14 protein-coding genes are annotated in these 14,503 nt (G+C 31.4%); 2 read left to right on the top strand and 12 right to left on the bottom strand.

Going from position 1 to position 14,503, the window contains the following annotated elements:
- Window positions 1–34 precede the first annotated feature (34 nt).
- From ACIQZC_RS00260 to ACIQZC_RS00215, 10 genes are all read right to left on the bottom strand, one after another.
- Window positions 35–715, bottom strand: a complete 681-nt coding sequence (locus ACIQZC_RS00260; RefSeq protein WP_396137229.1) for an ABC transporter ATP-binding protein — start codon at window positions 713–715, stop codon at window positions 35–37.
- Window positions 712–1,953: an ABC transporter permease gene (locus ACIQZC_RS00255; RefSeq protein ID WP_396137228.1), complete on the bottom strand. Its 1,242-nt coding sequence runs from the start codon at window positions 1,951–1,953 to the stop codon at window positions 712–714. The genes ACIQZC_RS00260 and ACIQZC_RS00255 overlap by 4 nt, the downstream gene beginning before the upstream one ends.
- Window positions 1,954–3,039 carry an efflux RND transporter periplasmic adaptor subunit gene (locus tag ACIQZC_RS00250; RefSeq protein ID WP_396137227.1) on the bottom strand — a complete coding sequence of 362 codons (1,086 nt, stop codon included), beginning with the start codon at window positions 3,037–3,039 and terminating at the stop codon, window positions 1,954–1,956.
- Window positions 3,039–4,349, bottom strand: a complete 1,311-nt coding sequence (locus ACIQZC_RS00245) for a TolC family protein (protein WP_396137226.1) — start codon at window positions 4,347–4,349, stop codon at window positions 3,039–3,041. Before ACIQZC_RS00245 ends, ACIQZC_RS00250 begins: the two co-directional genes overlap by 1 nt.
- 7 nt (window positions 4,350–4,356) lie before the next feature.
- Complete coding sequence (locus ACIQZC_RS00240) at window positions 4,357–4,728, bottom strand: hypothetical protein (RefSeq protein WP_396137225.1); 372 nt, start codon at window positions 4,726–4,728, stop codon at window positions 4,357–4,359.
- 3 nt (window positions 4,729–4,731) lie between these two features.
- Complete coding sequence (locus ACIQZC_RS00235; protein WP_396137224.1) at window positions 4,732–5,313, bottom strand: TetR/AcrR family transcriptional regulator; 582 nt, start codon at window positions 5,311–5,313, stop codon at window positions 4,732–4,734.
- Window positions 5,314–5,326: 13 nt separating this feature from the next.
- Window positions 5,327–5,737, bottom strand: a complete 411-nt coding sequence (locus tag ACIQZC_RS00230; RefSeq protein ID WP_396137223.1) for a hypothetical protein — start codon at window positions 5,735–5,737, stop codon at window positions 5,327–5,329.
- Window positions 5,738–5,894: 157 nt separating this feature from the next.
- Window positions 5,895–7,166, bottom strand: coding sequence for an FAD-dependent oxidoreductase (locus ACIQZC_RS00225; protein WP_396137222.1), 1,272 nt, complete (start codon window positions 7,164–7,166; stop codon window positions 5,895–5,897).
- Between the two features lie 84 nt (window positions 7,167–7,250).
- Window positions 7,251–8,051 (bottom strand): sulfite exporter TauE/SafE family protein, encoded by an 801-nt coding sequence (locus ACIQZC_RS00220; protein ID WP_396137221.1) that lies wholly within the window; start codon window positions 8,049–8,051, stop codon window positions 7,251–7,253.
- 73 nt (window positions 8,052–8,124) lie between these two features.
- Entirely contained in the window at window positions 8,125–8,751 is a 627-nt protein-coding gene (locus ACIQZC_RS00215) for a Crp/Fnr family transcriptional regulator (protein WP_396137220.1), read from the bottom strand.
- A gap of 222 nt (window positions 8,752–8,973) precedes the next feature.
- Here ACIQZC_RS00215 and ACIQZC_RS00210 point away from each other — a divergent pair, with 222 nt between their 5' ends.
- The gene (locus ACIQZC_RS00210) at window positions 8,974–9,219 is read left to right on the top strand and encodes a GIY-YIG nuclease family protein (RefSeq protein ID WP_396137219.1); all 246 of its coding nucleotides are present in this window, start codon (window positions 8,974–8,976) and stop codon (window positions 9,217–9,219) included.
- A gap of 120 nt (window positions 9,220–9,339) precedes the next feature.
- On the opposite strand, the gene murF is transcribed toward ACIQZC_RS00210, so the two are convergent.
- Both murF and gldJ read right to left on the bottom strand, forming a co-directional pair.
- Window positions 9,340–10,623 carry a UDP-N-acetylmuramoyl-tripeptide--D-alanyl-D-alanine ligase gene (gene murF / locus ACIQZC_RS00205; protein WP_396137218.1) on the bottom strand — a complete coding sequence of 428 codons (1,284 nt, stop codon included), beginning with the start codon at window positions 10,621–10,623 and terminating at the stop codon, window positions 9,340–9,342.
- Between the two features lie 79 nt (window positions 10,624–10,702).
- A complete protein-coding gene (gldJ, locus tag ACIQZC_RS00200; RefSeq protein WP_396137217.1) occupies window positions 10,703–12,418 on the bottom strand; it encodes a gliding motility lipoprotein GldJ in 1,716 nt (571 codons plus the stop codon).
- Between the two features lie 211 nt (window positions 12,419–12,629).
- On the opposite strand from gldJ, the gene porU reads away from it, so the two are divergent.
- Window positions 12,630–14,503: type IX secretion system sortase PorU (porU, locus tag ACIQZC_RS00195; RefSeq protein WP_396137216.1), on the top strand; the 1,874-nt coding region annotated here is incomplete at its 3' end.

The following is a 14,503-nucleotide window of genomic DNA, read 5'->3' as shown; positions in this document are numbered from 1 at the left end:
CGATACGTGATATTAGTTACATAACCAAGAACTATTATAAAATAATACCATCCACCATTTCGATAATTCTGTCGCTCGCTTTTGCAAAATCGTTATCGTGTGTTACAGCTAGAACGGTTTGATTGAATTCGGTTGTAAGATGCTTGAATAAATCAAAAACAATAGCAGCGTTTTTACTATCTAAATTGCCTGTTGGCTCGTCACCCATAATGATTTTGGGATCATTGATTAAAGCTCTTGCAATAGCAACGCGTTGTTGTTGTCCGCCCGAAAGTTTTGATGCTGGCTTGAGTGCTTGGTCTTTCAAATCTAGTTTTGTTAAAATTGCATACGCTCTTTCTTCAATTTCTTGTTTTGAATAGTTGCCTAATTTAAGAGCAGGTATCATCACATTTTTTAAACTTGAAAATTCGGGTAACAAATAATGAAACTGAAACACAAAACCTATTTTTTCGTTGCGAATAGCTGCCAATTCCTCTTTAGTTTTTTGAGTCAAATTCTCGCCGTCAAACAGAATGTTACCTTCATAATCCGTGTCCATTGTAGACAGTAGGTATAACAAAGTTGATTTTCCTGAACCCGATTTTCCGACCATCGTTACAAATTCGCCTTTATGTATATCGAATGAAATGTCATTTAAAACTTTAAATTTTTCGGGTTCGTAAAAGTATTTACTCACCTTCTTTGCTTGTAATAAAAGTTCTTTCTGTATCATTTTCTGAAAATTGTTATTGGGTCTAATTTTGCTGCTTTTCGTGCTGGAATATAACCTGCTAATGTGGTTACTAGCAATCCGAAACCAATTCCTAATACGAAGAATTTAGGGAAAAATCGAATTGGAAAAAAACCTATATCTCCACCAACCCACAAATTGCCCATTAATTTTACTAAAATCATTGCTAGAATTAATCCAAAAGCAATTCCTATTATTCCGATAATGACGGCTTCTTTTACAAAAATTTTGATAACATCTTTGCCCGAAAAACCAATAGCTTTAAGAATGGCAATGTCATTTAGTTTTTCCATAATGGTCATATTCAAAATGTTATAAATTCCGAATGCTGCAACAAGCATTATTGAAAATGAAATTGCCATTGCCATCATTTTTCTAATTTTATTTGCTGCTGCTGCCGATACATTGGCGGTTTCCCAATCTTCGACTTCGTAGCCACTTAATTGTTTGAATTTTGGTAAAACTTTTCTAGACGTTTCAAAATCTTTGATGTTTACAAAAATATCCGTAATGTAACTTGAACCATGTTTGTTAAGTTGTTGTGCTGCCGAAATATTAGTATATGATAATGTATTGTCTGTATTGGTAACTCCAGTTTTTAATAATGCTATGACTTTCATCACTTTTGATACGCCATAAGCAGTGGCAACCGAAATATTATCATCTAATCGAACATTCAGTTTTTCGGCAATACCAACGCCAAGAATAATGCCATTTTGATTCGATTTTAAATCGGAATATTTTCCTTCTACAATATAATCTTCAAGATGAAACATTGTATTTTGTTCTTCTATATTTACACCCGATGTTCTTCCTATTACTTGTGCTTCGCCATTATTATAAAAAACATTTGCCGAAACATTTGGAGTTACACCAATAACTTCGGGTTGTTTTTTAAGTGCTTCTATAATTAAATTGGGATTGATTAGCTTCTTGCTTTCTTTGGTGATTTTTGGGTTGGCTAACAATGCTAAATTATTTTCTGAATTTGAAACTAGAGGTTGACTTATTTTTTCTTCTTTATAAATTCGTAAATGTGGAGTAGATTTGAACAAACTTTCAACAGAATAAACTTCAAAACCGTACATTAGTGAGTTCATAAATATAAAAATTGCTATACCTACCGTTACGCCCAAAGCAGCTACCAAAGTTTGTTTTTTCTTTGAAAACAAATGTGTATAAGCAATTTCGGAATTGATATTATGGTTGTGATTTTTCATTTAATCTAATTCTTTTAAAACCGTTTCGCCTTCTTTCAAACCCTGTAAAATTTCTACATAATCGGAAGAAACAATTCCTGTTTTCACATCTATTTGATTTTTATCAGTATCTAAGACTTTGTTTCCGTAACCCAAATAGCTTCTAGGCATTACTAATGTTTTTTTCTTTTCATTGACTAAAATATTTGCTTCAAGTTGTGTTCCTGAAATAGCAAAATCTATAGGCTCAGTAAAGAATGCTTTTACTATAAAAGATTGTGATTGCTCGTCAAAAGTGGGCAGAATTTCCGAAACTTCGGCTTTGTATGTTTTAGTTGTATTTACATTGAGTTTTATGACAATTTGTTGGTTGAGTTTTATTTTATCCATATTGCTTTCGTCGATGTTGAGGTTGGCATAAATCTTCTGATTGTTTGCCAAAACTGCAATAATATCACCTTTGCGAACGTAGTCACCAACTTGTTTTTTTTGTTTGTAAATTTTGCCGCTTACCAATGCTTTTACTTCGTTAAAACTTTGAATCGCATTACTGTTTTCAAGTTGTTGGTTTTGAATTATTACTTGCTGATTGGCTTGTACTAGAAGATTTTGATATTGCTGTTCTAATGCTAAAACGATTGCTTTGGAATTTGAAACGGCTATTACTATATTCTCATATTCAACCTTTGCAATACTATTGTTGTCAACTAATTTTTTGTATCTTAATGCTTGTAATTCGTCTTGTTGGAGTTTTAATTTTGCAGCATTCAAATTGGCTTTGCTTTGTTGTAATAATGGTGCGTTAGAATTGCTGTTTTCTTTTGCGATTTTCAATAATTTAGAACCACTTTTGGTGTTAATATTACTTTGAGGATTATCGATAATTGCTAGCGTTTTACCAATAACAACTTCGTCACCTTCATTAAAATTAATTTTGGTAATATAACCATCGGTTTGCGCCATTAGATTGTATTCGTCATCTGCTTTCAGTGTTCCTGAAGCAAAAACCATTTCGGTAATATTCTTGCGTTCAACTTTGGTTTCTTCTGTTTTTTTACCACAAGAAAAGAGTAGTATTGTAATTGATAATAGAAGTAATTTTTTCATTATTGTATCGTATTATTGATGTTAATTTTAGTTTTTAAATAATCAGTGTTTACTTGATTTACAACTGTATTTAATTCAGCATTGAGTTTATCATTAAAAGAAATTAATAAGTTATCAATTGACACTAAATCTTGTTGGTATATCTCCAAATTTTTGTTGTAAGTGTCTGTTTTTAAAATCAATATTTTTTCACTAATAGTATAACTATCCAATGTTTTTTGATAGTCCACCTTCAGTTGTTCGTTAGCATTTTTTTCTTGTAACTGATTGTGTTTTGCATTTTCTTGTGCAATATTTAGATTTATTTTTAAAGTTCGTTTTTGTAAATATTTTGATGCTTCCGGAAGTAAATAATTTAAACGCAATCCAATATAAGAAGATTGAAACGTATTTGAATTGGCGTTAAAAAAACCAATATTACTATTGTCTTGATAGGTCCAATTTCCAACAGCAGAAAGTGTTGGATAAAAAGACGATTTATAACTTTTTAATTCTTGATTTATTAAGTCTTTTTGCAAGTTACTTTGTTGGCTCAACAACTTATTATTTACATCAATAGTTATACTTTTTTCAGTTTTAGATTCTGAATAATTTATGCTTAAATTGGTATTAAAATCTATGTCACACAAGACTTTTAAAGCATTGTTTTGTTGTAAAAGTGTTGTTGTTAGTTGTGATTTCTTATCCTCTATTTGTAATAAATTAACAGTTGCTTGGTTTACATCTTGTTGGCGTGCCAAACCCTCTTTATTTTTGTTGGTTACGACATCTTCAATTTTTTTATTATTAACATAATTAGCATCTAAAATCTTGATTTGCTTTTGAATAGAAACTATAGTATAATAGGTCATAGCAATATTTTCAAACAAGTTTTTCTTAATCAATAATTGTGTTCTTATGCTCAAATTTTCATTAATTTTTGAAGCTTTTATTATTTGCCACGACTGAATATTTATTAAATCTATTTGAGGTATAATATTGATGGCGCTTATGTATTGCTGACCAAATTGTGTTTCTTTGAAAGTGCCAGGAACACCACCAAAAATTTCGGCAGGTAAATAATTTGATGGTAGTTGCAAATTATCCGTTGCGGAAGCCGAAGCATTCCCTCTTGGGTTAAAAATGTTGATTTTGGAAATTAATGTTTGGTATTTTGCAAATGCCAATTGCTCGTTTGAAATTTTGAAAACCGAAGCATTTTTTTCTGCATAAACCAAAACTTCATCAATAGACTTGAACGAAATTGTTTCTTGTGCTTTTGCTTGAAAAGAATACAGGATTAAGAAGATGATTTTAAATGTTGATCTCATTTTATAATTATTTTATCAATAACAAATTACTATTTTCAATTCCGTTTACCCAATGTTTTACATTTGATTCAATTTTCACAAAATCTCCAGAATACAAAGTTGCTTTATTGCCTTTTTCATCTTCATAAATTGCATTTCCTGTAACACAAATCAACAAAGCAGGCACATTGGTTATATGCTCTTTTAATTGGCTATCTTTTAAAATCTGAAGCGATATTACCTTGCCGTCTATGGTTGGAAACATTATATTGGTTTGTACGCCAAGAGTATCATTGTGTAAGTCTTTTAAGTTCATTGTAGTATTATTTTTAGTTTGTGTGAATCCGATTAAGCTCATTAATAGTGCAGTTGCTGCGATAATTATTTTTGTACGTTTCATTTTTCATTTTTTTAAAAGTGTCATTAAATTAATCATTGTTTTTAAGCCTTGTGCTTCAATATCTAAACCAAAATCAGATAATTTCCACTTTAGCATTTGTAAACGAAATGTTCCCATTGCAAAATGAACCAAATTATCGGCACTAATTTCTTGGTTGAATAGTTTAGATTTTTGTCCTTCTAGTACCACCGTTTTGTAGCTAATAGTATTTAACTGAATTAATTTTAGAATACTATTTTTCACTTCTACCGAATTATCCATAAGACCATCAGACAATATAATTACTATGAAATGGGGATTTTTATTAAAAAATGAAAATTGACTTCTGAACAGTTCAATAAATTTTTCTTCAGTATTCATATCTGAATTTAAAATACTCTCAAATCTCACATTGATATTATTGGATAAATATTGAATTAAAAGCAAAACAATTTCCTCTTTATTTTTAAAGTGTCGATACAATGCACTTTCTGAAAAATTCATTTCTAGCGCAAGGTTTTTAGTTGTCAATCCTAAAATCCCTTTTTTCAGTAGTATCTTACCTGACGCTTCTATTATGGCTTGTTGTTTGTCTGAAATTTGCATTTTTTATAACTTCTTAATTGTTTACGTTTTTCATTTTAAAGAAAGCAATACCTAACCAAATCACTGATGTTGTCATAGCAATTGCTCCTATTAATACTAAAGCTGGAGGAAAACCAAAATACACTTCTGTCAAAATTCCTATTGGCATTAGTAACCCAGTTAATGCTAGCCACGAAATTGCTTTTGTATTGTTCAATTTTGATTGAAAATGTAATAATAGATATCCTATTACGATGTTTAAAAAAGCAAACAAATTGCCGTGAACGTGTGCTAATCTTGTTTCAAAATGTTTCCCAATGCTGTATGTATTTACCCATTCCTCTTTACCTGGTGCAAAATCTCTTAAATAGATTAAAAGAAATCCATAAGTCATAAAAAATCCCATTGTAAGAAACCCAATTGCGATGTTGTTTTTGCCATTCATTATTTCTAGGTTTTAATTGTTAGTGAATATTCACTCTGCAAAAGTATAACACCTTAAATCAGTATTATGTGATAATTATCATATAAGTGAAAATAAAAAATCTCTTTCAAGTAAAATTGAAAGAGATTAACAAACTAAAAAACTATGGGATTAATTTTTAGGCCGTTCCTTTTAGGATTTTGTTCCAGTACAACCAAGGTAAAACTTTAGTTTTTAATAGCCACATTGTCCAACGTGGTTTTGCTTGGTCGAAAGGAAAAGTCATTTTTGGTTTATTGGTGTAATCAAATTCAGCCAACATTAATTTACCGTATTGAGTTGGAATAGGGCATGCACTGTAGCCATCATACGAAGCTGTTAGTGCTTTTTTATCCATTACTTCTAATAAATTGGTTACAACGACTGGTGCTTGTTTACGAATTGCTGCACCTGTTTTACTACAAGGTGCATTGGTACAATCTCCTAAAGCGAAAACATTTGGAAAACGAGAATGTTGCAGGGTGTTTTTATCAATTTCAACATAACCAAGTGCATTTGCTTGGTCACGTAACGGACTGTTTTTGATAAAATCAGGAGCAGATTGTGGAGGTACTGAATGACATAAATCAAAATTCATGGTAAATCTACTTACAGAATCGGCATCGTTGCCCTCAGCTATACTGTAACAAGCTGCGGCAGATTTTGAAAGACTTTGTTTTACAAACTCCGTGTTTTTAGTTTCAAACTCTATTGTTTTGTTATTTCCATCAATTGCAATAGTGTTGGCACTATAATGTACTTTGATGTTTCCTTTTAGTAATACTTTTTCAAGTGTTGCTTTGTATTCTGGCACACCAAAAATAACAGTTGCACCTGAAACATAGTGCACATCGCATTTGTCTAAAATTCCTTTTTTACGCCAATAATCAACCGCCAAATACATTATCTTATGAGGTGCGCCACCACATTTTATTGGTGTTGATGGGTTTGTAAACACTGCTGTTCCACCTTTGAAATTTTTAATCATTTCCCAAGTGTATGGAGCCGAATTAAAATCGTAATTACTACTTACATTGTTTTTGCCTAATGTTTCTTTAAGTCCTTTTATTTTATTCCAATCGAGTTGAATTCCAGGACATACAATCATATAATCATAAGTGATTTCTGTGCCCGAAACGCATTTAACTTTGTTAACTGTTGGTTCAAATTCTGAAACGGCTTCTTTTATCCAAGTTGTATTTTTTGGAATGAGCTCTTTTTCATTACGGACCGTTTTGTTTACGTCGAAAATTCCCGCACCAACAAGTGTCCAAGCTGGTTGATAATAATGTTTTTCGGAAGGATCTACAATTGCTATTTTAAGATTACTTCTTTTTTGAAGTAATTGCGAAGCTACAGAAAGTCCTGCATTTCCTCCGCCGATAATAAGTATTTGATAATGATTTGCCATTTTTTGTATGTTATTTATAATTTAAAGTATTCAATATTATTGATTTATAATTAATAATCTTGTGACTTTTGTCACACAACTATTTTATTTAGGAAAAAATAACTCTTTGGTTATGATATAAATTCCCATCACCAAAACAAACCAACCAAATGCAGGTTTTAATTTTTCGCCGTCTATTTTTTTGGATAAAGCAGTTCCAATAAATATTCCGACAATTGCAAAAGCAGAAATTGTGAATAGAAATTGCCAATTGATTGCGGTTGCTTCGCCTTCTCCAAAGAAACCAATTAATGATTTGGCAGCAATTATAACTAATGATGTTCCAACAGCTTCTTTCATTGGTAGTTTACTTAAAATTACTAATGCAGGAATGATTAAAAAACCGCCACCAGCACCCACTAGTCCTGTAAGTATCCCGACTACGGCACCTTCAATAAGAATTAATGGATAATTGAATTTTTGCTCACCGTTTTCGTTACTCGCTGTTTTTTTATCCTTTTTTATCATACTATATGAAGCTGCAATCATTAAAACTGCAAAAAGTAGCATCATTAAAATACTTTTGGTAACAACAAATTCACCTATGGTAAAAACTTCTTTTGGTATTGCAGGAACAATTAAAGCACGAGTTGTAAAAACGGCTATAATTGATGGAATACCAAAAACTATCGCTGTTTTGATATTGACCAAACCTTTTTTGAAATAACCAACAGAACCAATACCGCTAGTTAAACCAACAATAAATAATGAGTAAGAAGTTGCTACAACAGGCTCGATAGCAAACAAATAAACTAAAACGGGGACAGTTAAAATTGAGCCACCACCACCAATTAGTCCTAACGCAACACCAATAAGTATTGATGCAAAATAACCTATATATTCCATAATTGTAAAATTTTATACTGCAAATATTGGCAGTTTAAATTTCACAATTTGTAACTTTTATCACATAGGTACTTTATTTTAAAAGTTCAATGTGATTTCGGTGCAATTTTAACGCACCGCGCTGTTCTAATTTTTTAAGTAATCGAGAAATTACTTCTCTTGAAGTATTTAATTCGGTAGCAATTTCTTGATGTGATAATTTTAAATCTACACAACCGCAAGCATCTTTATGTCGTTTTAAATAAAACTCCAAACGTTCATCCATAGCTCTAAATGCAATACTATCGACCACTTCTAAAACTTCTTCAAAACGACTTCGGTAGGTGTCAATCACAAATTCATACCAGCTACGGTGTTGCATCATCCATTTATCCATAAGAGGCAACGGTACCATTACTAATTCTACATCTTCTACAACTTTTGCCATAATTTGGCTTTGCTCATTTTTTGTAGCACAAATCATAGAAATTGCACACGCTTGACCTGGTTGTAAATAGTACATAAAAAACTCTCCGCCATCTTCGTCTTCACGATAAATTTTGATGCTTCCGCTCAAAACTAAAACTGTGTTTTTTATATACTGACCTGTTCTCATTATGACATCGCCAGCAACAAATGATTGATCAATAGCATTTGCATTTATATCATCTATAAGAGCAGTTGAAAATGATGAGAATAGTTTTTTAAGGTTTTGATTCATTGTGTGCGTTTTACACTAAATAGAATAACTTAGAGATTTTATTTCTACAAAGTTAGCCAAATTATAAAGCAAAAAGTTTATTATCAGTAAAATTGAAATTTTTTAAAATATTTCCTCAATAAAATATTCTAGAAAATCTAACATTTGATTTGAAGTTAAATCAATATCGCCCACAAAGTCCTTAGAAATAGGGACTTTTTTTATATGCCAAACTTATATTATATGCCTTTTTTTGTTTACATTCTTCACAGTCTTACTAAAGACAAATTTTACATTGGTTTTACTTCTAACTTAGAAGAAAGAATAATTCGTCACAATCAAAAAAGCAAAGGTTTTACTGGTCACATAAATGATTGGGAAATGATGTATTCAGAATCTTTTGCCTCAAAATCTGAAGCTTTGGCAAGAGAAAAACAAATAAAGTCTTGGAAAAGTAGAATCAAAATTCAAGAATTACTAAGTAAATAAGATTAGCTCAGCTGGTTCATAACATCCCGATTTCATCGGGAGATGCGGGGTGAACCCCTTTCCGAAATACGGAACAAGCAATTGCCCACAAAAAAAGCACTTCAAACGAAGTGCTTTTTTTTATAGTATATCTAATGTTTTTTCTAACGCCATTCCGCGCGAACCTTTAATCAAAATCAAACTTTTTGAGGGAATATTTGATTTTAAAAAGACTGAAAAATCTTCAAAGGTTTTAAAAAATTTTAAATGAGGCTGGTTGATTTGATTGTTGTAAAAATCATTGCCTACAAAATAAGTCGTAATTTGTGGCTGGTTAGCAAGTAATTCTATTATTTTAGCGTGTTCTTCAGGGCTTTCTGTGCCTAATTCAAACATATCTCCAAGTAAAGCAGTTTTGTTTGTTTGCTCAAGTTGAATGAAGTTAGTTAAAGCTGCATTCATACTACTAGGATTTGCATTGTAAGCATCAAGAATGATTTCGTTTCCGTTTTTTTGAATCAGCTGTGAACGATTGTTTTCCGGAATATAATTTTCAATTGCCGTTTTTATAGCTTCATCGTCAACTTTAAAATACTTTCCAATTGTAACTGCTGCAATAATATTAGTGGCATTATATTCACCAATAAGGTGTGATTGAATAGTTATCCCATTAAATTCTATTGCAACCATAGGATTTGCTTCAATATGATCAATTTTGACATTGCTACTATTTGTAAATGTAGAAAAGGTGTAGCGATTTGTTGAAGTGGTTTTTTGATTTTGCAATGCATCATCAAGATTGACAAAAACTGTTTTGTTAGTCTGAGAAAGAAAATCATACAATTCACTTTTTCCTTTTATTACGCCTTCAACACCACCAAAACCTTCTAAATGCGCTTTACCAAAGTTAGTAATATAACCAAAGTCTGGCTCTGCAATAGAGCAAAGGAAGGCAATTTCTTTTTGATGATTGGCTCCCATTTCCACAATACCAATTTCGGTTTCTTTTGTAAAACGTAATAACGTTAATGGAACACCAATATGATTGTTCAAATTCCCAATAGTGGCTAATGTTTTGTATTTCTTTGATAAAACCACATGGATTAATTCTTTGGTTGTCGTTTTCCCATTACTGCCCGTTAAAGCTATTATTGGAAGTCCTAGATAATTTCTATGATATTTAGAAAGTTCTTGAAGTGTTTCTAACGTATTTTCAACCAAGATTGTTCGGTGGTCCAAATAGTAGTTTGCATTATCAATTACTACATATTTTGCTCCTTTTTCTAATGCTTCTTTCGTAAAAGTATTGGCATCAAAATGGTCTCCTTTTAAAGCAACAAAAAAACTGTCTTTTTCAATTTTTCGGGTATCAGTAGCTACAGAATTACATTCTAAAAATAAGGAATGAATTTTATCTATTGTCATTGTAAAATGATTTATTGAGAAACGAAGATAAAAAAAAGCCCTTTTAAACAAAAGGGCTTTTATAAGTATTTAGAAAAAATTATTGTTTTGGATTTCCTCTAGGAGTCTTTTTGCTGGATTTTGGTCCAACTTTTGACATTGCACATCTGAATCCAATGAAATCAGTTGCCATATCTTGAGGGAAATATCTTCTTGATGCTGGATCTAACCAATAAGCTCTGTCTCTCCAAGATCCACCTTTATAAACTCTAACATCATCATTGACTAAAGTAGTTCTTTTGTCAGATTTGTCATATTGTTTAATCATTTTTTTTCCATTGCTTGCTGAATCAACTACAGTAGAAATTTTATGTTTTGGTGATTCATACATTCTAAATTTTTCTGAAGCTCCTTCAGCATTCTCTTCATCAGAACCTCCAAATTTGAAGAAACGGGTTGATTGTCTATCACCATCTCTATAATTTTTGTTGTCAGAAGTTGAGAACTGCGTTCTTAAGTAGGTTTCATTATCATCAACTGGTACTTGAGCTATTTGACCAGGAAAATTTCTAGCCATAATTCTACCGTTGCTTAATGTATCATACTTAATGTTATCAGAAGTAACTAGTTCAGCATTTCCTTCACCATCCAATTTATTTTTAGTGTAAACGTTACCTCTAAAATAGTTGAAATCATTTGCTTCGTCATCAACCATTGGTCTATAAACGTCTTGTACCCATTCTGCAACGTTTCCAGCCATATCATATAAACCAAAATCGTTTGGCGCATAGCGTTTTACTTCGTTTGTAATATCAGCACCGTCATCAGACCATCCTGCAATTCCACCGTAATCTCCTTTACCTTGTTTGAAGTTTGCTAATTGATCTCCTTTAGATTGTCTTTTTGAAGAACGAGTATATTGACCATTCCAAGGGTATTTTTTTTGTCCTTTGTAAATATTGTATTCTCTATTTCCTACAAGTGCTACTGCAGCATATTCCCATTCTGATTCAGTAGGTAGTCTATATTCTGGTAAAATTAATCCAGAACTTCTTTGAGCATATACGTTTTTCGCATCATCACCAACTTGTTTTTTTCCGTTTGCACCTTTCTTTAAAACTACTTCTTCATTTCCACCTAAAGATTTAGAAGGAGAGTTGATATAAGCTTCTGTGTCAAAAGAAGCTTCTCCTTTAACATCAACACCTAAACTTACTTTGTTATCTTTTTTAAGATATTTAGCTTGTTCTAAGATATTTTCATTAACACGGTTGGTTCTCCATTTACAAAATTCTGTTGCTTGAATCCAATTTACACCAACTACAGGGTAGTTTGCATAAGCAGGATGTCTAAGGTAGTTATTGGTCATGGTTTCATTATAACCTAAGCGATTTCTCCAAACCAATGTATCTGGAATAGCTCCATTATAAATGTTTTTGTAATTTTCTTCTGTTGGAGGAAAAACGGCTTTTACCCAATATAAATATTCAGCATACATTTTATTGGTAACTTCCGTTTCATCCATGTAAAAAGACTGAACATGTTGTTGATTTGGGGAATTGTTCCAATCATGCATGACATCATCTTGAACTTTACCCATAGTAAATGTTCCACCCTCGACTGGTAACATACCAGGAGGAGTTTCTTGTTTTTTAAACTTGTCATTAAACTGGAAACCGCCTTTTTTGTCGTTGATTTTCCATCCTGTTGCAGAAGATCCGCCTTTAGTGCTTCCTTTCTTGCTGCAGCTGGTAAAACCTATTGTTAGTGCCAATACAACTAACAATTTTAAAGCCATAGTTTTCTTAATTTTCATACTTAGTAGGTAATAAATTTAGTGTCGCAAGATAATAATTATGTATTAATATGCAACACGTTTTTAAAAATTTGTAAAAAAAAAATTTATTTGGAGCAATTTGCTTTTATCTACAACGACTTATTTTTTATTTTATTGTATTTTGTTAGCTTAAAATAAATTATTTATTTCTCTTTGTAATATATTTACATTATTTGCGTTTTTTAAAACAATGAAAAAGCTCCTTTTACATTTTTTTTTATTAATTTCTTCTTGCCTTTTTGCTCAACAAAGTGAAACATTACTTTTAGATTGGTCAAAAGAGGCAACTTATACAATTGAAGATTATTCGTTTAAAGTGCCACAATTTCAAATAGAAAATTTTGATATTGACATTGATGTAAAAAAAATAAGTTATACCAAAATAATAGATTTCAGTAGTTCAAACGCATCTATTTCGGTTACCAATGTAGTATACAAAACCATCTCCATTGCGGAAATATATGATTTGAATTTGCAGTTAATTCCTTCTGCTATTAATTTTAAGTATGAAATCACAAAAGCAAGGAATATAAATAAAGGGATTATAAAATTTTCGCCAATTATTAAAGACGGCGGAAATTACAAAAAGGTTATTTCGTTAACCTACACAATCACTAACGAAAATCAAGTGAACAGATCAACTTTTTCAAATCAATCGATAACAAATTCTGTTTTAGCAACCAGTAAATGGTATCGATTTTATGTTGAAAAATCGGGTGTTTATAAAGTTTCAAAATCGTTTTTACAAAGCCTCGGTTTAGAGGTCAACGTAGATCCTAGAACCATTAAAATATATGGTAATGGTGGACGAATGTTACCTTTGTTAAATGCAACTGTTTATCCAAATGATTTAGAAGAAAATGCAATACAATTTATAGGCGAAAGCGATGGGGTTTTTGATGCTTCTGATTATATTTTATTTTATGCAGAAGGAGTTGATACTTGGAATTCTGAAAGTTTAACAAGCGTAAATCTTTATGCGGATAAATCTTATTATTATGTTACCGCATCTGGCGGACAAGGAAAGCGAATTCAATCGGCAATTGAGCCATCAACAGCATCCAGTATTAATTTTTCCCAATTTGATGACCGAATTATTTATGAAAAAGATTTGGTTAACGTTGGAAAAGTTGGAAGAAGGTGGTTTGGAGAACAATTTAATATTGACAATACAAAAACTTTTTCTTTTTCTGTTCCCAATTTAGATCTAACAGTTCCAGTTGAAGTTAAAATTAACACAGCATCTAAATCATTTGGAAATTCATCGTTTAATTTTAAAGTTAATAATCAAGATATTGGAACGGTTACTTTTCCGCAAATTATTTCTAATGGTGGAATTGAAGGTTATGAAACAGCTCTAAATAGCACATTTTCTGCGACAACTAACACTTTGGATTTTTTACTAACGTATGATAATGGAGGTGTTCCTACTGCAAATGGATATCTCGATTTTATTCGCCTTAAAGTAAAACGAAATTTGGTCGGATATGGTAAACAGTTTCTTTTTTCAAATGATTTGGAACAGAATAATATTGGTGTTGGTCAATACTCGTTTACAAATGCTGCTGCAATTTCGCAAATTTGGGATGTTACAGATAGTTATAATACCGCAAAATATGACAATACTACTGGGACAAATTTTTCTTTCAAAGTAAATTTAGGAACAGCTAAAAAATATGTTGCTTTTGATGAGTCGGATGTTTATGAGCCGTTAAAGGAATCTTCTTCAACCGTGGTTAATCAGAACCTAAAAGGAACTATTTTTAAAGATAATTTTGGAAATTTTCAAGACATTGATTATTTAATCATTACCCCACAATTTTTAGTAAATCAGGCAGAAACTTTAGCGAATTTTCACAGAACTAATTCGGGAATGATTGTGCGAGTGGTTCCATTAGATAAAATTTACCAAGAATTTTCATCGGGTAAGCAAGATATTGCAGCGATACGTAATTTTATAAAATATGTCTATTGGAATGCTTCTTTGCCTGAAAAGAGAGTCAAATATGTCAATTTATTTGGCGACGCTTCCTATGATTATAAGGATCGAATATTTAATAATAC

The organism is Flavobacterium sp. (assembly GCF_044338735.1).
In the GTDB taxonomy this organism is placed as follows: domain Bacteria; phylum Bacteroidota; class Bacteroidia; order Flavobacteriales; family Flavobacteriaceae; genus Flavobacterium.
This window is presented reverse-complemented; position numbering and strand designations above follow the sequence as displayed.